This window comes from Ureibacillus sp. GCM10028918 (assembly GCF_042666115.1).
Classification (GTDB): Bacteria; Bacillota; Bacilli; order Bacillales_A; family Planococcaceae; genus Ureibacillus.
Genome location: NZ_JBHTFK010000006.1, coordinates 14,361 through 33,515 on the forward strand (window position 1 = coordinate 14,361; position 19,155 = coordinate 33,515).

The 19,155-nt window shown below is 34.8% G+C and carries 16 protein-coding genes; 5 read left to right on the forward strand and 11 right to left on the reverse strand.

The annotated features are described in order from the left end of the window. Positions 1-61 precede the first annotated feature (61 nt). The 4 genes from cshA to ACFQU5_RS08125 all read right to left on the reverse strand — a co-directional run bounded on the left by cshA (position 62) and on the right by ACFQU5_RS08125 (position 5,900). Positions 62-1,597, reverse strand: a complete 1,536-nt coding sequence (gene cshA / locus ACFQU5_RS08110) for a degradosome RNA helicase CshA (RefSeq protein WP_390286601.1) — start codon at positions 1,595-1,597, stop codon at positions 62-64. 851 nt (positions 1,598-2,448) lie between these two features. Next, entirely contained in the window at positions 2,449-3,816 is a 1,368-nt protein-coding gene (locus ACFQU5_RS08115) for a UDP-N-acetylmuramoyl-tripeptide--D-alanyl-D-alanine ligase (protein WP_390286603.1), read from the reverse strand. Between the two features lie 11 nt (positions 3,817-3,827). Further along, positions 3,828-4,901, reverse strand: coding sequence for a D-alanine--D-alanine ligase (locus tag ACFQU5_RS08120; RefSeq protein WP_390286605.1), 1,074 nt, complete (start codon positions 4,899-4,901; stop codon positions 3,828-3,830). A gap of 249 nt (positions 4,902-5,150) precedes the next feature. Then, entirely contained in the window at positions 5,151-5,900 is a 750-nt protein-coding gene (locus tag ACFQU5_RS08125; RefSeq protein ID WP_390286607.1) for a hypothetical protein, read from the reverse strand. Positions 5,901-6,161: 261 nt separating this feature from the next. On the opposite strand from ACFQU5_RS08125, the gene ACFQU5_RS08130 reads away from it, so the two are divergent. Further along, positions 6,162-7,346, forward strand: coding sequence for an FtsW/RodA/SpoVE family cell cycle protein (locus ACFQU5_RS08130; protein WP_390286609.1), 1,185 nt, complete (start codon positions 6,162-6,164; stop codon positions 7,344-7,346). Between the two features lie 145 nt (positions 7,347-7,491). On the opposite strand, the gene ACFQU5_RS08135 is transcribed toward ACFQU5_RS08130, so the two are convergent. Continuing rightward, positions 7,492-7,623: an Lmo0850 family protein gene (locus ACFQU5_RS08135; RefSeq protein WP_248283773.1), complete on the reverse strand. Its 132-nt coding sequence runs from the start codon at positions 7,621-7,623 to the stop codon at positions 7,492-7,494. Positions 7,624-8,124: 501 nt separating this feature from the next. Here ACFQU5_RS08135 and ACFQU5_RS08140 point away from each other — a divergent pair. Further along, positions 8,125-8,925, forward strand: a complete 801-nt coding sequence (locus tag ACFQU5_RS08140) for a YwqG family protein (RefSeq protein WP_390286612.1) — start codon at positions 8,125-8,127, stop codon at positions 8,923-8,925. 76 nt (positions 8,926-9,001) lie between these two features. Further along, positions 9,002-10,456, forward strand: a complete 1,455-nt coding sequence (gene cls, locus ACFQU5_RS08145; protein WP_390286614.1) for a cardiolipin synthase — start codon at positions 9,002-9,004, stop codon at positions 10,454-10,456. Between the two features lie 347 nt (positions 10,457-10,803). Here the strand turns inward: cls and ACFQU5_RS08150 are convergent, their stop codons facing one another. The 3 genes from ACFQU5_RS08150 to ACFQU5_RS08160 form a co-directional block, all read right to left on the reverse strand. Continuing rightward, a complete protein-coding gene (locus ACFQU5_RS08150; protein ID WP_390286616.1) occupies positions 10,804-11,664 on the reverse strand; it encodes a M15 family metallopeptidase in 861 nt (286 codons plus the stop codon). Between the two features lie 403 nt (positions 11,665-12,067). After that, positions 12,068-12,853 (reverse strand): membrane protein insertase YidC, encoded by a 786-nt coding sequence (gene yidC, locus ACFQU5_RS08155; protein ID WP_390286618.1) that lies wholly within the window; start codon positions 12,851-12,853, stop codon positions 12,068-12,070. Positions 12,854-13,129: 276 nt separating this feature from the next. Next, on the reverse strand, positions 13,130-13,924 hold the full coding sequence (locus tag ACFQU5_RS08160) for a helix-turn-helix transcriptional regulator (protein WP_390286620.1): 795 nt from the start codon (positions 13,922-13,924) through the stop codon (positions 13,130-13,132). 578 nt (positions 13,925-14,502) lie between these two features. On the opposite strand from ACFQU5_RS08160, the gene ACFQU5_RS08165 reads away from it, so the two are divergent. Next, the gene (locus ACFQU5_RS08165; RefSeq protein WP_390286622.1) at positions 14,503-15,153 is read left to right on the forward strand and encodes a LytTR family DNA-binding domain-containing protein; all 651 of its coding nucleotides are present in this window, start codon (positions 14,503-14,505) and stop codon (positions 15,151-15,153) included. A 352-nt stretch (positions 15,154-15,505) separates the two neighbouring features. Further along, positions 15,506-17,026, forward strand: coding sequence for a succinyl-CoA:acetate CoA-transferase ScpC (gene scpC, locus ACFQU5_RS08170; RefSeq protein WP_390286624.1), 1,521 nt, complete (start codon positions 15,506-15,508; stop codon positions 17,024-17,026). Positions 17,027-17,097: 71 nt separating this feature from the next. Here the strand turns inward: scpC and ACFQU5_RS08175 are convergent, their stop codons facing one another. The 3 genes from ACFQU5_RS08175 to ACFQU5_RS08185 all read right to left on the reverse strand — a co-directional run bounded on the left by ACFQU5_RS08175 (position 17,098) and on the right by ACFQU5_RS08185 (position 19,128). Then, positions 17,098-17,388: a hypothetical protein gene (locus tag ACFQU5_RS08175; RefSeq protein WP_390286626.1), complete on the reverse strand. Its 291-nt coding sequence runs from the start codon at positions 17,386-17,388 to the stop codon at positions 17,098-17,100. 451 nt (positions 17,389-17,839) lie between these two features. Continuing rightward, on the reverse strand, positions 17,840-18,121 hold the full coding sequence (locus ACFQU5_RS08180; protein ID WP_390286628.1) for a GNAT family N-acetyltransferase: 282 nt from the start codon (positions 18,119-18,121) through the stop codon (positions 17,840-17,842). 95 nt (positions 18,122-18,216) lie between these two features. Further along, positions 18,217-19,128, reverse strand: a complete 912-nt coding sequence (locus tag ACFQU5_RS08185) for a DUF1002 domain-containing protein (protein ID WP_390286630.1) — start codon at positions 19,126-19,128, stop codon at positions 18,217-18,219. Positions 19,129-19,155: the final 27 nt, after the last annotated feature.

Sequence of the window (19,155 nt, forward strand, 5' to 3'; positions counted from 1 at the left end):
AGGCTTTTCCTCATAAAAAAAGTGCCCCCTAAAGGACACTTTTAAGAATATTAATATATGATTAGTCTTCACGACGGCGTGGTGTGCTTGAAGAGCGTCTACGGTCACCGCCGCCACCTTCTTTGCGGGCACCTTCACGGCGACCACCTTCTCTGCGGCCACCTTCACGGCGTGCACCGCCGCCACCACCGCTACGTCCGCCACGACCAAAGTCACGACGTCCTCCGCGAGAGTCTCCTCCGCGTCCACGACCACCACCAGAACGTTCTTTACGAGCTGGTAATGGACGCTCTTCAGAAATAGTTACTGGTGATTCATCTGGTTCTTTCGTCATTGATTTAATAGCTGCTGCAACTAAATCAACTGCATTATGTTCTTCTAATAATTCATTCGCTAAAATACGGTAGTCATTTAAGTCATTTGCTTGAACGATTTCAATCAATTTCTCCATAGCTACTTTTTGTTGGCCAACTAGTGCCTCTGATTCACTCGGTGGACGAAGTGGTGTCATACGTTTTTTCGTTGTTTCTTCAACAATACGTAAGTAACCCATTTCACGCGGAGTTACAAAAGTAACTGCAAGTCCTGATTTACCAGCACGGCCAGTACGACCAATACGGTGAACATAGCTCTCTGGATCTTGAGGAATATCAAAGTTATAAACGTGAGTTACACCTGAAATATCAAGACCACGTGCAGCCACGTCTGTTGCAACTAGAATGTCAATTTTATTTTCTTTAAATTGACGTAATACAGACATACGTTTCGCTTGGCTTAAGTCACCGTGAATTCCTTCTGCAACGTAACCACGGATACTTAATGCTTGAGATAGTTCATCAACACGACGTTTTGTACGACCGAAGATGATTGCAAGCTCTGGTTGGTGAACATTTAAGATTCGAGTTAACACATCGAATTTTTCACGTTCTTGAGCTTTCACGAAAAATTGCTCAATATTTTCAACTGTCATTTCTTTTGATTTAATTTTAACTTCTTCAGGGTTTTTCATGAAGTTAGATGCAATTTTACGAATTGCAGGTGGCATTGTAGCCGAGAATAATAATGTTTGACGAGTTTCTGGAACATTTTCTAAAATCGCATTAATATCGTCGATAAAGCCCATGTTTAACATTTCGTCTGCTTCGTCTAATACAAGTGTTTGTACTTGATCAAGCTTTAATGTGTGACGGTTAATATGATCTTGAATACGACCTGGAGTACCTACGATAATTTGTGGTTTATTTTTTAACGCACGAATTTGGCGTCCGATTTCTTGTCCACCGTATACAGATAATAATTTCACGCGTTTATCATAACCAATTTTATATAGTTCTTCTGAAACTTGGATTGCTAATTCACGAGTTGGGGCAATAATTAATGCTTGAATATTTGGGTTTTTCGGGTCGATATTCTCGATAAGCGGTATTCCGAATGCAGCAGTTTTACCAGTACCAGTTTGCGCTTGACCTAATACGTCACGACCTTCTAATGCAAACTTAATAGTGCCTTCTTGGATTGGTGTTGCTTCTTCAAATCCCATACGTTTTAAAGAACGTAATGTTGATTCGCTAATATTTAATTCTGAAAAATTTGTCAAACTCTTCAATCTCCTTTTTCCTTTAAGTTGACAAATGGTTACATTTTCAGATGAAATGCGGCAAACTTCGAGCCTAAGTTTTGGAACGTTTCCGATACTTAATAATTCTCTGCTTCTACAGAGAGCGATTTTATATGAAAGGGAAAGCCCGGTCTTTGCCGAGCGGTTCAATTCTACCCATTTTCTTATGTTAAAACTCAATTAAAATAGAATAAAACCGTTAAATTCAAAAAAAAGCACTCTTCATCATTTTTTATGAAGAGCCTTCGCACAAAATGTATCCATTGCTTATCATATTCTATCACGGCTCTTTACTGCATTGCAACGAAATTGCTCTTGTTATAATATTCTTAATTTTCGTTTTCCATGACAAAAATTAAAATAACCATCCGTCGTATAAAGTTATTTTCTTAAATTTGATTTTCCCTTTTGGTTCGTAATAAAACTTTTTTCATCGCAAAATGTTTATTGTAAAGCATTAAAAGCAAAAATTATCAAATCAGTCATTCAATATAAGGGACGGACAATTTTCAAAATCAAAGCACTTGAACTCACTGGTACAGTCCTTATATTGCTCTTGTGGCGTTTAAATAATTCGCAAACTTTTCATTGTCCATGTATTGCATCTTCTGCCATTCACAACATCCAGTAAAACCTGACAAGGCTTCAAATTAAAAGCATTTTTAAATTTAGGCACTTTCAAATCAACATTAGACCTAAAAACACCTTTAATTTTTCCAGACTGCTGACAAGCGTTTTCAAGATAGTCCGGGTATATATTATTTAGAATTAACTAAAAAAACGTGCAGACACAGTCGATATTCGACTATACCTGCACTCTGATTTAATTATTACTTAAATGAATGAAGAAGGGTTTCCAATTTCATACCACGAGAACCTTTTAATAAAATTAATGTATGTTCGTTTGCATACTGATTTATATATTCTACAATTTCTTCATAATCATTCACTGTATGGATTACATTTTCGTTTGAGAACTTTAGTTTTAATTGATCATATAGCCACTTCATTCTTGGTCCATATAAACAAACTCTCGAGATTTCATTTGAATCAATTACATTTGCTATTTGCTCATGGTATTGTTTTTCATGATCACCCAATTCAAGCATATCCCCCAGCACTAGCCATTTATCTTCACGCAATGATGTCGATTGGACAAATTGAATGGCTGCCGTCATAGAGGTAGGTGCTGCATTATAAGCATCATTAATGAATAAAATCCCCTTATTAGTCGGTACTAACTGCATTCGCATATCAGTTAAAGAAACTTGTGCCAGACCTTCTTGAATTTGTGCTTCAGTCAAGCCAAGTTTTTTTCCTAATAATATCGCATTCAAACTGTTTTTTACTTGGTGTTTTCCTAATACTGGAATAAAGAATTCTCCATTCACCTCGCCGACAACAGTAAAATGACTACCTTGTTCAGTTGTTTCAATCGCTGTTGCGACCAAATCATTCGTTGAGTTGAAGCCAAATCCTTTAGACGTAAGTTCAGGTTGTTCTTTTACTAAATTTTGCAGTAAAGGTTCATCACCATCAAAGAACAGAATTCCATCTGATCCTAAGCCAAGAACAATCTCAAATTTCGCTTTTGCAATCCCTTCACGCGAACCAAGATCCTGCATATGAGCTTCCCCGATATTTGTAATCACTGCGTAATGAGGCTTCGCAAGTTTTGTTAAAAATTCAATTTCACCAAAACCGCTCATTCCCATCTCCAACACAGCAATGTCAGTATCTTCATCAAGATTCAAAATTGTAATAGGTAAACCTAATTGATTATTAAAGTTACCGATTGTTTTTTGCACTTTGTAAAACGGCGACAACATACTAGCTAATATATCTTTAGAAGAAGTTTTTCCATTCGAGCCTGTAACACCAATAAATTTTGCTTGGTGTATATTTCGATATGCTCGCGCCATTTCTTGCAGGGCAAGTTCTGCATCTTCCACAAATAAAACAGGTTTATCTTTTGGAGGGTTCGGTTCATCCTTTAACCATAGGGTAGCAGATGCCCCTTTATCAAATGCTTGCTCGACATATTTATGCCCATTTACCGACTCACCACGAAAAGGAATAAATAAATCCCCTTTTGTAATTGTTCGCGTATCTATAGAGACACCCGTTACAATTGTATCCAGGTTGCCTGCACAATTAATATTCAACCATTCGGCAATTTCTTTTATTGTTCTTCTCATATCTATTCACTCTAATCTCGGTTATATTGTAATTGTTGTTTTTCTGTATGTCGTTCGATCGCCAACTCAATTAAATTATCGATTAATTGTGGATAACTGACATCTGTATGTTGCCATAATAATGGATACATACTTACTGGAGTAAAACCAGGCATTGTATTTACTTCATTAATATAAACCTCATTATTCTCCGTTACAAAGAAATCTGAGCGAACAAGTCCTGAACAATCCAAAACTTTAAATGCACGAATGGCCATGTCTTTCATTGTACTTTCCACATCTGATGTAATTTCAGCAGGAATAATCAGTGCAGTTGAACCATCTTTATATTTAGAATCATAATCATAAAAATCTGTCATCGGTTTAATTTCGCCAGCAACCGACACTTTTGGTTCATCATTACCTAATACACCCATTTCAATTTCACGAGCTACAATTCCTTGTTCAACAATTACTTTTCGGTCATATTGGAAAGCAAACTCGATTGCTTTAACTAATTCTTCACTATTCGTTGCCTTGCTAATCCCCACACTTGAACCTAAATTAGCTGGTTTTACAAACATCGGCCAACCTAATTCACTTTCACATTTTGCGATGATTTCTTCAGAGCGGCCGTTCCACTCTTTTCGAATAAAGTGAGTGTATGGAACTTGTTTTAAACCAACAACGCCGAATAGTTGTTTCATCGTTACTTTATCCATACCTGCTGCTGAAGCAAGTACTCCGTTTCCTACATAAGGGTAATTCAAAACTTCCAACAATCCCTGTACCGTACCATCTTCCCCATTAGTTCCGTGTAACAAAGGAAAGACTACATCAAATTGTGCCTGCGAATTATTCTCTAATATAAATTCTGTAATATTATTTGGTGACGTTTCATCACTTGTAAATTGTAATTGTTCAATTGATTCAACCGGTTTTGTTAGTTGGGGTCCTCTAAGCCATTGACCGTCCAATGTTATGAAAATTGGATAGACATCATATTTGTTATAATCAATCGCTTTTGAAACGGCCGTCGCTGTAGATAATGACACTTCATGCTCAGCAGACTTCCCTCCATATAGTAAACCAACGCGCTTTTTCATTTTTTGACCTCCAAATATTGAGTAGTACTAGTTTAACACGAAAACCAATTTGTTAGAAAACTTGGCTTATCGAAAGACGTTTTGTGTTCAACCTTAGTTGCACCCTTACAGAATAAGAAGGATTATTCTTATCTGTAAAACAAGTTCATTTCACCTCATTGTATTTTTCACAAACAACTTACACAAGGTATTTTAAAGATGCATAAAGCGAAAAAACTCCCTGTCAAAAATGTGCTATGACAGAAAGTTTTAAGTGATTTTGATTAGTTCATCGTAGTTTTGTTTTAATATAACATCTAAATCATCCCAAACTTCATCAGGATAATCATAGTCGGAAAGAGTACGTATTTCAACACCATAACAGTTATTTTGCTTTTCCATTTTGTACAGAGACAACAAAGCACCTTCTTTTACAAAAGGTCTATATGCCTTTAATACGACCGGATCTAGAGTGGGAATCGTATCTTTAGATTTTCTACGCCAAAAACTACCGTTACCTTCTTTTTCTTTTACTAAATGATTGAACAAATTGGATATCAGATATTCCGAATCATTTAAGAACCGATAATAAACCTTTGTTAATTTGTCATTTTCCGATGAATAATACAAATATCGATTTTGCAATTTAGTAAAGAACGGAGAATGGATAGGTTCTTTTTTATGGCTAAAGTAAAGCAATTCCGCTTGTTCCATTGCAGTAAGCTGGTTTACATTTTTTTCACTTTCAAAGTCAATCCAACATAAGTCGCCGTCAGTATCATCCATTTTCTTAACAAATTTCGTCATTTCATCAATTGATACAAAATCAAAATGAGTATGCATATTGAATGAGCCGTCATCGTAGCCATGCTTTAGTAATAATAAATTCGGGATGGGGTCTACCGAGCTAATAAACTGCTTTAATGTCAGGCCACTGTATATCACAAAATGATCAACATCATTCATATGTACAAATAAATGATGTATAAAATCATCCGCAGTTTTTTGTTTTCTTGCCATAAGCTCACTCCCCATATTTCAATACATTAATTATTATATGATGTAACTCGTAAATTTGAAACATTTTCATTGCCATTTGCGTCGTAACTTTGCATATTAATTTTTGCAATAAAAAATAAATGTTTAACCGAACAAGTTATTCCAATATTTTACACTTATTAACATAGAAACGATAGTCCCCTTTTATTCATTTCTATGTTAAAGTAAAATGTACGAGTTCGAGAACTCTCTAAAATCTTTAAGATTAATTAGGTGAAATAAATGCAAAATAACCAGAATTTCGCAGGCCGTTTTGATTGGAAGCTTGCTTTAATTATTTTAATATTTCTCATCGTTAGTTTGTTAGCCATTTCTTCTGCACAGACCACAGGGCAATATGGGACAACAAACTTCGTGTTACAACAATTGATAAATTACGTTATATTTGCGGTTATTGTAGCATTTGTTATTTATTTTGACCCCGATCAGTATAAAAAGATGGCTTGGTACTTATATGGCATCGGTATTTTATTGTTGATTGTTCTGGCAGTTATACCGGCTGGTGGCATTGTCATCGAACGTAACGGGGCAAAAAGCTGGTTCTCCACACCAATAGGGAGTATACAGCCTACTGAGTTTATGAAGACCTTCTATATTCTCGCTACGGCATGGCTAATTAGTAAACATCACGAAAAATATTCCATTAAAAGTATTAAATCGGACTTTATTTTGTTAGGTAAAATTGCGATAACATTAATTATTCCATTAGCGTTTATCATGTTGCAGCCTGACCTAGGTTCCTCTCTAGTATTTTTAGCGATTACTGCTGCCCTAATTATCGTAGCAGGCGTCTCGTGGAAAATTATATTACCTGTGTTTGCTGTCGGTATAACTGTGGGTGGTTCTTTACTTTGGATGGCGCTGTATATGCAGGATTTCCTGGAGGAGAAATTTGGATTTAGTCCATACCAGTTTGCCCGAATCTATTCCTGGTTGGATCCTTATTCTTATTCTTCGGGTTCAGGATACCATTTAATCACTTCTTTAAATGCAATTGGTTCTGGTGAAATCTTCGGTAAAGGGTATTTGGACCGCGAAGTATATGTTGCTGAGAGTCATACCGATTTTATCTTTACAGTAATTGGAGAAGAATGGGGATTCATTGGAGCAAGCTTCGTAATCTGTCTCTATTTCTTACTAATTTATCATTTAACAAAATTGACTTTAACATTAAAAGATCCCTTCTGTACCTATGTTTGCGCTGGGATTATTGCTATGATTACTTTCCACGTCTTCGAAAACATTGGAATGACGATTCAACTTTTGCCAATTACGGGTATCCCATTACCTTTTATCAGTTATGGCGGTAGTTCTTTAATGGGAAATGCCTTGGCTATCGGCTTGGTATTTAGTATGAAATTCCATTATAAGTCATATATGTTTGCCGGCAATGATGATGACGAATAGTTGTATGCCCGCATATTGAGAATGAAACAACTCGACCAAATAGGTGGGGTTGTTGTCGCATGTTTTGCTGATAATGTTCACAGAAAAAATCCCGACTATCTAATTTCTAGTCGGGATTATTTTTATGCTAATTCTGATTATATTTTTATACTTGTGGAGTTTGTGTTGGTGGTGTTAATACTTTTAGTAATTCAAGACGGGATTTTGTAATTGTTGCAGTAACACCTAATTTAGATAAATTCGAAACGATTTTCTTTAAGTCTACTTCCTTCGTCATGTTTTTCCACCTAACCTTCTTTTATATTATTAATAACGTATTAACCTTCTAAAAGTTTCAAGGATATAAACCTCTAGCTTAATTTGATATGTCCATCATAACATGCTTCTTCTAACTAAAATCTTTCAATTCTGTTACAACTTTCAAATTGTCAACTAAATAGCATTGATTTCTTTTTATCAAATACATTAAAATCACTTTTATTCTAGGTACTAAAGGAATTATAACCGTAAATTTACTAAATAAACACAAAATCCAAAAGACACAATTTGTTCACAATTAAAGTTAACCAGGATCTGTTTTATTAAAAATTTTACTTTTTATTAAAAAGGGTAATAGTTATTATACTAATAATTCCAAAAAATAAGTTATGCTAACCAATAGGACATGAAAAATTAAAACATAACGTATATTACAATGCATAATGCCCTAGTTTTAAATGAATATTTATTATATAAAATTTGTAAGCTAGTAAGACCTATAGTTTTTGGAGGTAAAAGAGTGCAAACAGACAAAACGATCTACGTACCAAGTCAGCTTGAATGTTTTAGGGACAAAATAGAATCATCAGTTGTCAGCTCTTTATGGATTACCCCTACTGACGGTAACACCTCTTTAACCGATTGCAAATTTGCAGGTTATCCCTATTTACCTAAATCGCATTTATATCCTAGAGATTCAAATGGTGAATTGATGCCATTATTGGCTCAAATAAATTTTTCCCAAATACCGCCTGAACCTCTGTTTCCAAACAAAGGGCTACTACAATTTTTTTTATCAAATAAATTTAATCACCCTATTGAGAAAAAAGAGGAATTGTTTTTTCAACAAGATTTTAAGGTCCGTTACTTCCCAAAGGTATTACATGAAGATCAACTCGTTCATGATTTTTCTTTTTTAAGGAATGACAATTTCCCTATTCAAAAAGAGATGGCGTTAGTATTTCAGCCAAAATACGAACCTGTTTCCGCCTCTGATTATAGGAGGGAGAAATTTTTACAACCAACTCAACTCCAGAGTGCGTTTATTAGCGAGGATGACCGAACATTCGAGGAGATTTACTTTGAAAACTTTTTGGCTGCAGAGCACAAATTAGGTGGCTATCCGTATTTTATTGAATATGATACAAGAAAGAATTCTACATTTTTAAAAAGATTTGATACCTTATTATTTCAAATCGTTTCAAATGATGAACAAGGAATTATGTATGGTGATTCAGGGGTCATCAAATTTTTTATCAATCAACAGTCTTTAAGAAATCTTGATTTTTCTTCTGTCTATTTTGTCGCTGAACAGTTTTGATATTAACTGCAATACTACAATTCAGTTACTTGTTAAGCTATAATTATTTTAATAAAAATAAAGTAGGTGCAGTCATATGAGTATTTTCTTCAATACCATATCTGTTATTCCAATTATTCTCATATTAAACATCATCTTAGCAATTACGGTCATCTTTTTAGAGAGAAAAGACCCTTCTTCCACATGGGCATGGACACTTGTGCTTTTCTTCCTTCCGTTAGCTGGATTTATTTTATATTTATTACTCGGCAGGCCCATGCGCAAAAAGCATTTGTTCCGCTGGGAAGGACAAAAGGATATTGGTATTGATAAATTAATTAGTTATCAAATTGAAGCATTAGAAGAGAATTCACTGGATTTCCGCTCCGTAGAAGTTGGGAAATACAGAAGCTTGATTCATATGAATTTAAAAACTAGTGATTCAGTTTTAACTCAAGATAACCATGTTCAGCTCTATGATGATGGTGCTGAAAAATTCGAGGCATTAATTGAGGATATCGAAAATGCAAAGGATCATATCCATATTCAGTATTACATTTTCAAATTAGACAACTTAGGAAAACGAATTTATAAAGCTCTTTTAAAAAAGGCACAGCAAGGTGTGAAGGTTCGAGTACTTTATGATGAAATGGGTTCTAGAAGTTTAAGAAAGAGATACTTTAGATCCCTTCTTGAATTAGGTGGAGAGGTTGAAGTATTTTTCCCCTCTATACTCCCTCTTATTAACCCACGATTAAACTTTAGAAACCATCGTAAAATTGTCATCATTGATGGACGTATAGGTTATATCGGAGGTTTTAATGTTGGTGACGAGTACTTAGGTTTAAATAAAAGATTCGGCTATTGGCGAGATACCCATTTACGCATTGAAGGGAGTTCAGTTCATCCATTACAAACTCGTTTTTTACTAGATTGGAATCAAGCAAGCGATAATAATATTGTTTATTCGGAAAGATACTTCCCAGCTATTCCTAAAAAGGGCGATATCGCCATGCAAATAGTATCTAGTGGACCAGATACAGAATTCCCGGCTATCAAAAACGGTTATTTAAAATTACTTATGGAAGCTAAGCGGTATATATACATCCAGACACCGTACTTTATTCCGGATAATAGTTTTTTAAACGCCATAGAGATTGCAGCTCTTTCTGGAATAGATGTACGCATTATGATTCCAAATAAACCTGACCATATGTTTGTTTATTGGGCTACCTTTTCTTATGTTGGGCAGTTACTGCGAGCAGGGGCCAAAATCTATATATACGAGAAAGGTTTTATCCATGCTAAATCAATCGTCATCGATGATGAAACCTCGACTGTAGGAACAGCAAATATTGATGTACGTAGCTTTAGTTTGAATTTTGAGGTAAACGCGTTTATATATGATCGTACAATCTCCCATGAGCTAGCTGAAATTTTTGAAAAGGATATTTTCGATTGTACAGAGTTAACATTGGAAAAATATGAGAATCGATCAGGAATCATTAAGTTTAAGGAATCCATTTCCCGATTATTAACACCAATCTTGTGATACTCTTCACTATCTGTAAATAAAAAATGGCGATAGAACAAAAGTAGAAAATCCTTTGAATGAGGTAAAAATCTCTTAAGAAATTGGCCCTCTATTGATTGGAGTGGTTGGGCGATTGTAGCTGTCGGGCTATGCCTTTCGCTACAGAGCAATGTTTTTCTGCTCCGAAAGCGAAGCGACAGGTGCAGAGCTTCCTGGGGGAACAAGCTCGAGTGAAAGACTATTGGCTCGAGCCCTGTTCGTGGATGCGCGTCCTTTGCAACGGAAATCAATATAGTAAGCAAAAAAGCATCAAAATTTCTCGGTGAGAAATTTGATGCTTTTTCTTTTGTCCCAGCATTATATTGTTATTGTATCCCTAAATATTCTTCCAAAGTTACGTTTGCTTGTTTTACTTTTGTAGCTAAGTCCACCCCTAAATAGCGGAAATGCCAAGATTCATACATATATCCCGTAATTGCCTCTTTTCCTTGAGGGTAACGTAAGATAAAACCGTATTTGTTTGCATTTACAACCAGCCATTTCCCCGCTTCCGTTTCACCAAACTCTTCCGTTAGCCATAGGTCTTCTTTTCCTTTTTCACCAATATCAAAGGCCAACCCTGTCTGATGCTCGGAATACCCTGGTCTTGCGCTATAGCGATCTGCATTTTCTTGGCCATCTCGACTAACATAATTATTATAAAGCGTATCTTGATATTCAAAAGAACGGTACGTACTAAAAGCTACAAGTTCGAAGCCGGCTATTCTTGCATCGGCAGCCATTTGTTCAAAAGCTTTACGAGCTTCTTTACTTTCCCCAGGGGCAAAAGTACTTGGCAATGGATATTTCTTATTGGCTAATAATACCCCTTCTATAACTGTTGGCTCTGTTGGTAATGGCTGCCCTTCTATATAACCATTATTTGAAGTAGGTTGTTCTTCTTGCTGCTGTTCTTGATCATTTATATCAGTCTTGTCTGTTTCATCTGCAGGAGTATTCGACGGTGGATTATTTTCTTCTATTGGTTTTGTATCATTCGGTTCAACTTTTTCCTCTTCAACTACCTCGGTTGGTGTAGGTACTCCCGTTTGATTATTCAAGTTGTTTTGCTTTAAATACATAAATACTGCTATAGCTGCAACTAAAATAACTACTACACTAGCACCAAACCATATGTATTTCTTTTTGCTATTATTCTTATTTCCATAAGTTGTAGTTCTTTTCATAATCGTACGAGCCTCTTTCCTTTACAATGCTTTTATTTTAGCACTGTTTTTACCATTTGACTTTAATATTTTCCTTAAAATTTAAGCTTAACCAAACAAACTATTAATCAAGAAATATTTTTTCCTAATAAAGATTCTATTAGAAATTTCTTTGGTGGAAGGTCTAAGCGCAAAGACAAGCCATAGAGCTAACGTTAACTCCACGACTTGTCTTTTGCTTTGTATTGGCCCGCCCACCATGGTATATCTTTCTGAAAGCTTCTTTAAGGCAGCTTACATGGTAGGCTGCTTTCCAGAATAGTGTATCCTTCTCAGAATTTATAGCAGGAAATTCAATGCAACAACTTTTAATTTTAAGTTTCCATAAATAAAAGCCGAGGCAATTCACCTCGACTTGTGGGATCTATTTTTTATCTAATGAAACAGTTTCTGTTTCCGGTTTAGCTGGATGCTCTGAAAAATATTTTCTACCTATATAAGTTTGTAAAATTAATAGTATACCACTTACTGACCAATATAAAGGTAGTGCAGCCATTGAAGTGAAGGAAATGAATACAATCATAATAGGCGAAATATATATCATTAATTTCATTTGTGCTTTTTGTGCCTCAGGAACTGTCCAAAGTGAAACTTTCGCCTGAACAAAATATACAATACCAGCAACTATTGTCATCAAAATATCTGGCGTCCCTAAATTAAACCATAAAAACTCATGTGTTTTTACATCGCCTGAATATAAAATGGCAAAGTATAATCCCATAATAATTGGCATTTGAATAACAATAGGTAAACAACCAAGGTTTAGAGGGTTAATGCCATGAGTACGATATAAACTTAGCATTTCTTGTTGAATTGCCATTTGCTCTTCTTTTGTTTGAGCTGCTTTTAATCTTTCTTGAATCTCGTCCATTTTCGGTTTAACGACATCCATTTTTGATTTCATCGCAGATTGAGAACGATAGTTTTTCAACATGAATGGCATTAAAATTAAACGTACAGCTACTGTAATTGCAATGATTGCCATGCCGTAACTTCCATTGAACACGTCATTCCCCAAAAATTCCAACAACCAATTCATTGGTCTAACAAATGTGCTATAAAAGAAGCCTTCCTGATTTTCAACAGCTTGACACCCTGTTAACACGAACAGCATAAGGCCTAGCATTGAAAAAAGTTTCAGTTTTTTCATTTTTCCACCTACTATTTTATTTAGCTAAATTGAAGTATACAGTATTAACTTTATGAATATCAAATGCAAGGTCATATAATCGAATACTATATGATCTATTCTCGCTTTTCCTGAAAGTTAAAGATGCGGATACAAAAGAGTTTAAAGAAAAACTGATTAGAAAAACTCAACTCGACCAAAAGAGGTCGAGTTGATATCTTTTTTATACGGATTTCAATAAGAACTTATTAATTCCCATCAGTTATGAAAATTTGAAACTGCTGTATTAATTTTGTACTACACGTTTTCGTACTCAATTTCCGGTATTTCAAAGCGATAAAATTCATGATGCAACTCATCACGGAAATGCTTCGGTGTTACACCCGTATATTTTTTGAAAATACGTGTAAAGTAGCTTTGATTACAGAAATGGAACTGATCAGATATCGATGTAATACTTTTATTTGTATGACGTAGATAATATTGTGATTCTTCTACTCTTCTAACATTTAAATACTCTACCAATGTTATGCCTACATGTTCTCTAAAAATTCTGGACAAGTGGCTAGTGCTTATATGAAATTTTTGAGCAATGCTTTCTACCGTCAAATCATTTTCCAGTTCATCGTTTATGTACATAATTACTTTATTTACTGTTTGATGTCTAAAGGTTGGTTGTTTACGATCTGCTATAAAGTAAACATAAAAATCAATTAAATCATCAGCAAATTGCAGAAACTCTGCATCCTTCATGTTATTTTCTATCATATCAGAGCAAGCTAAATTAAACGCAAATGCTTTCTTAGAAGGGACTTGGTTATCCAAAAGCTTGCGTGCAACTATTGATGAGAGGATAACAAAATAGTTTCTAACCACTTTGATGACTTGTTTTCCAAATCTTATTGATAAAATATCAATTATTTCATGCAAAGATTTTTTTGCTTTTGCCGACTCTAAGTGAAAGATTTCAAATAACAGCTTGGATTCAATATTATAAAAATCTTCAATCCCGTTATATTGATTTATACTATCAATCTCTTGAAAGTACCGTTTAGAAATTGTTTCAGATATTGAATGTGGAAATAGCTGCATAGATTACCCCATCTTTCTTCAGAATACAATTGCAGTATTGTTTCATTTGCACAACAATGCACATCGACTACTGTAATATAACCTAATTTAAATAAAGAATATAGTTCTTCTTAATAGATTTTCTATGAAATAACTGACTTATTGAGTAGATTTTGCTAGAAATTTACCTAAAGTTATTTCGCTAATAAGAATAAAGAATTAATTATATATAACTAAGTGAATATTACCATAATTTCGCATTTTTTCAAACTCTATTTTAAACAGTTAAGAGAGTATTGACTTTTTATTTTCCATGAATTCAACTGACCACTTAGGAAATGCTAAATTTCCTAGATATCAGTACAATTATTAGCATACTTTTTACTTAAGTTCTAAATACTAAACATGTATTCCACTTTAAGTATAAGGTACACTATTTTTGTTGAAAACATCAAAAAGTGACAAAAATAAGAATGTATATTTCATATTTACTGAAAATTCCTTTGATATACCGTAATCTTCTCTATTTCATTTAGTTCAAACTGTAGTAAAATAGATGATATATGATATAAAATGTATACAAAATGAGGTGTCTTAAATTGGAACCAAAACAAATAGAAGAAATAATGGATATAATTAAAGATTTCTTCCCAGAAAATACGTCAATTGCAATATCGGATACAAATGAATATTTATATTATCAGCCTAGTAAAAAGGTAGATTTAAAAATTAAACCCGGCGATCCTATAAAAGATGGCTCTGCCGCTCACAAAGCACTAACATATGGACAAAAAATCAATTCCTACATCGAGTCGGATGTATTTGGAGTTCCTTACTATGGGATGAGTATTCCTCTAATAGAAGAAGGAGAAACAAAAGGTGCAATTACAGCGATTTTCCCTCAAAAGCCATCACCATTTTTAACAAACTACATTACTATTAAGATTGATGATTGTTGGTACCCTATTAAACACGATCAAGTAATTTATCTTGAGACTCAATTACGCAAGACGTTTGTAAAAACGATGAGTCGCGAAGGGTATCACCGTTTGAATTTAAGCGACCTTGAATTATTCTTGGCTCCTGATTCATTTATTCGCTGTCATAGATCATATATTGTAAACATCGATTATATCGATGAAGTTCAACCTGATTCACACTCAACTTTCCTACTGATTATGAAAGATGGTACAAGAATTCCTGTGAGCCAACGCTATGCTAGTTATTTCCGACGTTCTCTAGGCTTCTAATATATAGGATGCAATAGATTTGTGAACGCAAATCTTCCTAAACATCAAATTATCCTAATATAAAATGATAAACTTTTCATTATATCGACCTTTGCATAAAGTGCAAAGGTCGTTTGCATTTTTATACAGCATCACAAACCAACTCATTCTCTATGAAGTTTTATTATCAATCGAATTGTATGTTTTTTTCTCGAAAAAACATTTTTTAAGCACTTTCATGCATTTTATGGAGATTCTGTGACATTACAATGTTATTATTGATTATACAAGTTGAAAATAAATTCAACCGATTTTACAGAAAATTCTGCACAATTTTCTCTTTTTCACTTTAATATAGGGGAGGATTTTTTATATGGATTCAAGAGTTGAAAAACGTTTAGGTTTAAAAGAATTAGCGGATAAAGTGGTATCTGCTGAACAAGCCGCTGCACTTTTTAATGATGGTGATGTAGTTGGTATGAGTGGTTTCACTCGCGCAGGTGATGCTAAAGTCGTTCCAATGGCGTTAGTTGAACGTGCAAAAAATGAAAATTTCAAAATCGACATTTATACTGGTGCATCGCTAGGACCAGAAGTGGACAAGTATCTGGCTGAAGCTGGGGTTATTCGCAAACGCGGACCTTTCATAGCTGACTCAGGTATTCGTAACCAAATTAACTCTGGTAATGTTTTATATGTAGATGCTCACTTATCTCATAATGCCGAATTAGTACGCCAAGGAATCATTGGCCCTATTAATTACTTAATTTTAGAAGCTACTGCAATTACTGAAGATGGATTAATCATCCCTACAACTTCTGTAGGTAACTCACCAGTATTTGCTGAGTACGCGGAAAATATTATCGTTGAATTGAACATCTCTCACCCAGAGAGCCTTATCGGAATTCACGATATCTATGTTCCGGCACCACAAGGACAACGTGAACCAATTCCGATGACTGATGCTGTAAAACGTATCGGTGAAATTGGTATTAAAGTCGATCCTGCTAAAATTAAAGCAATCGTTATTTCTGAAGAGCCAGATGCTCCTTCATTAATCGTTCCGCCAGATGAAGAAACGCAAACAATGGCAAACCTTTTACTTGATTTCTTCCGTTCTGAAATTGCAGCTGGTCGTTTAACAAATAAATTAATGCCACTTCAATCAGGTGTAGGTTCAGTTGCAAACGCTGTATTAGATGGCTTTGCAGATTCTGAATTCGAAGATTTAATTGTAGCGTCTGAAGTACTTCAAGATGCAGTATTCAATTTAATTGATGCTGGTAAAGTAAGCTTTGCAGCTGCAACATCTATTACTATTTCTGAAGAATTACAGAAAAAAGTATACGGGAACCTAGAAAAATATGCAGACAAATTAGTTTTACGTCCACAAGAAATTTCTAATCACCCAGAAGTAATCCGTCGACTCGGATTAATTTCCATCAATACTGCTTTAGAGTTAGATATCTACGGAAACGTAAACTCTACACATGTTAGCGGAACAAAAATGATGAACGGTATCGGTGGATCTGGAGACTTTGCGCGTAACGCTCGTCTAGGGATTTTCGTAACGAAATCTTATGCTAAAGGCGGCGCTATCTCGTCAATCGTTCCAATGGTATCTCACGTTGACCATACAGAACATGACGTTGACGTGATTGTTACTGAACAAGGTATTGCGGACTTACGTGGATTAGCACCTAAAGAACGCGCAGTATTAATTATTGAAAACTGCGTTCACCCTGATTTCAAAGAACAAATGTGGGATTACTATAACCGCGCTGTAGAAGCTACTGGTAATGCTCAAACTCCTCATATCCTAGAGGAAGCACTTTCTTGGCATGTTAACCTAGCTAAAAACAAAACAATGAAAAAAGAAGTTACTAAAGCTTAATATATCATTGGAGAGTTTCATCTCTAAAAAAAAATCGACAACGAATGAATCGTTGTCGATTTTTTCATCTTTTAGTGAACCTGTTTTTGATCCGATTCATTGTAATAGGCTAGAGCGGTTTGTCCCCCACCCTCAGAAATGAAGTTGTTTTCTCGAATTTTTGTGGATGTAGCACCTGCTGCTGTTTCTGCAATTTCCTTTAAAGGTTCAGTTCCTGTATTCTGTCTTGAACCAAAAAATTGTGATTTCATATCTTTAAAAAACTTTACTGTATTATCACGATTTTCTTTTTTACTTAAAAATGAGGCTGCTCCAGCCACTAACGCAGTCATTACTACACCTTTTCCCTTTAATTTTGCCATTTTCTATCCCCTCCAAAAAAGTGTTATGGTTTACTTTTCCCGAATACGGTTCATTTAAACCGTCCAACTAATTGTTTAAAATCTCTAAAAATGTGGAAAGGATATATAACAAAGCTTTTTATGGATAAGTCTGGAGTTATGTGAAAAAACCACTATTACACCAATTTTAAAGGAGGAACAATAATGATGAATAACAAAGAAGTTACATATGACTGGAAAGAAGTTACTTCCATTATAATTGCCTCAACACTCTTAACTACTGTTATTTATGGATTTACATTTATTTATTAGGCTATATTTAACTTAAAACAAGCGTATTCGGCTGGTTTCAACGAATACGCTTGTTTTATTTTTCCTAGCTTATTCTTCATTCACTTTACCGATTCTTACTTTTCATAATTACAGAAAAGGTGCCTAAACGTAGTTGTTCTACAAATTAGGCACCCGATTGTTATGCTTTTATATCGTTATAGGCTTCACTTTTTTCAAATGCCGCCACTACATACGAACAGATCGCATTCATTTTTAGATTATTTTCTCTAGCATAATCTGCTGCTCTGTCTAGTAATTTTTTGGCCACCCCTTGACCGCGCAATGCATCCGAAACATAGGTATGAGTCATATCCATAATATTATCTCGCTCTACCCATTCAATTTCTGCTAGTTTTTCCCCTTCTTGTTCATACTCAAAAGCATATTGTTTTGGACTTTTTTCTGTCAGTTTAAAATCCATCATCATCCCTCCCATTCGCTAAAATATAACATAGTTTGGCCGCTTATGGTATCGATTTGCTTCTTCATTATATGTTGCCCATCCTGCTTTTATAATTATTTAAACCAAGAAGAAACCGTATCAATCAGATTATTGAAGAAGTTTTTCACACCATTCCAGAAGCCTTCATCTTGCATGAGTTCCCCATATTTTTCCTCAAATGTAGTCGCTAAATCTGTTAATTGATCCGAAAGCTTCGAAAAGTCAATATCAAGTTGGCTAATGCGATCCATTAAATCGACTAATAATTGGCGATCTTGCTCACTAAGCTCAATATTTAACTTTGCTAATTGATCACTAACAATTTGTTCTACTTCTTCTTTAGTTGCCGGATTCAACTCAGAGATTTGTTGTTTAATACCAGTCAGTAATTCTGCGATTTGTTCATCAGTAATATTTGCATTTTCTGCAATTTGTGTAGCTACAGAAAGTTCATCATTTGCTACGTCAGTACGTTCAGTATCTAATGTTTCACCAGTTTTTACTTCATATGCTTTATAAATGCCCACAAGTGCAGAATGACCTGTTACAGGTTTTGGTGCAGCAATTTCCACTGTCGCGTCTTCAATCCCTGCAGTTAGCATTGCATTCGCATACATTTCAGAAGTTACTTCGGTAATATTATCTGGTGTAACAATACTAATAATTAGTCCTTTTCCCGCTTCTTCACGTGTAATCTTAGCTGAAGAATACATCCTCGAGCTAGGATTACTATCGCTAATATACTTTACTAAATCCTCACCAGAAACCGTGATTTCATCTACTTCTGGTTCCTGATCTACTTGCAGTGCTTCTTTTACAGTTGCTTTTTCATCCTCGGTTAAATTTGCTCCGTAAACAATAATGGGTACTCCTAATTTTTCATTTATAGCACTTTGAGTATTATTAGCTGCAAAGGCACTCATTGGCATGATTACGGAAACTAATAATACAAATGTTGCAACAATCAATATCCACTTTTGTTTCATTTCTCTATATCCCCTTTTTATGTTTTT

Excerpts from the sequence above, each read along its gene's own strand:
- ACFQU5_RS08135 (WP_248283773.1), bottom strand. The coding sequence starts at position 7,623 with ATGACGAAGGAAGTAGACTTAAAGAAAATCGTTTCGAATTTATCTAAA.
- ACFQU5_RS08185 (WP_390286630.1), bottom strand. The coding sequence starts at position 19,128 with ATGAAACAAAAGTGGATATTGATTGTTGCAACATTTGTATTATTAGTT.
- ACFQU5_RS08125 (WP_390286607.1), bottom strand. The coding sequence starts at position 5,900 with ATGGCAAGAAAACAAAAAACTGCGGATGATTTTATACATCATTTATTT.
- ACFQU5_RS08115 (WP_390286603.1), bottom strand. The coding sequence starts at position 3,816 with ATGAGAAGAACAATAAAAGAAATTGCCGAATGGTTGAATATTAATTGT.
- ACFQU5_RS08160 (WP_390286620.1), bottom strand. The coding sequence starts at position 13,924 with ATGCAGCTATTTCCACATTCAATATCTGAAACAATTTCTAAACGGTAC.
- scpC (WP_390286624.1), top strand. The coding sequence starts at position 15,506 with ATGGATTCAAGAGTTGAAAAACGTTTAGGTTTAAAAGAATTAGCGGAT.
- ACFQU5_RS08175 (WP_390286626.1), bottom strand. The coding sequence starts at position 17,388 with ATGGCAAAATTAAAGGGAAAAGGTGTAGTAATGACTGCGTTAGTGGCT.
- ACFQU5_RS08150 (WP_390286616.1), bottom strand. The coding sequence starts at position 11,664 with ATGAAAAGAACTACAACTTATGGAAATAAGAATAATAGCAAAAAGAAA.
- yidC (WP_390286618.1), bottom strand. The coding sequence starts at position 12,853 with ATGAAAAAACTGAAACTTTTTTCAATGCTAGGCCTTATGCTGTTCGTG.
- ACFQU5_RS08130 (WP_390286609.1), top strand. The coding sequence starts at position 6,162 with ATGCAAAATAACCAGAATTTCGCAGGCCGTTTTGATTGGAAGCTTGCT.
- ACFQU5_RS08120 (WP_390286605.1), bottom strand. The coding sequence starts at position 4,901 with ATGAAAAAGCGCGTTGGTTTACTATATGGAGGGAAGTCTGCTGAGCAT.
- cls (WP_390286614.1), top strand. The coding sequence starts at position 9,002 with ATGAGTATTTTCTTCAATACCATATCTGTTATTCCAATTATTCTCATA.
- ACFQU5_RS08180 (WP_390286628.1), bottom strand. The coding sequence starts at position 18,121 with ATGGATTTTAAACTGACAGAAAAAAGTCCAAAACAATATGCTTTTGAG.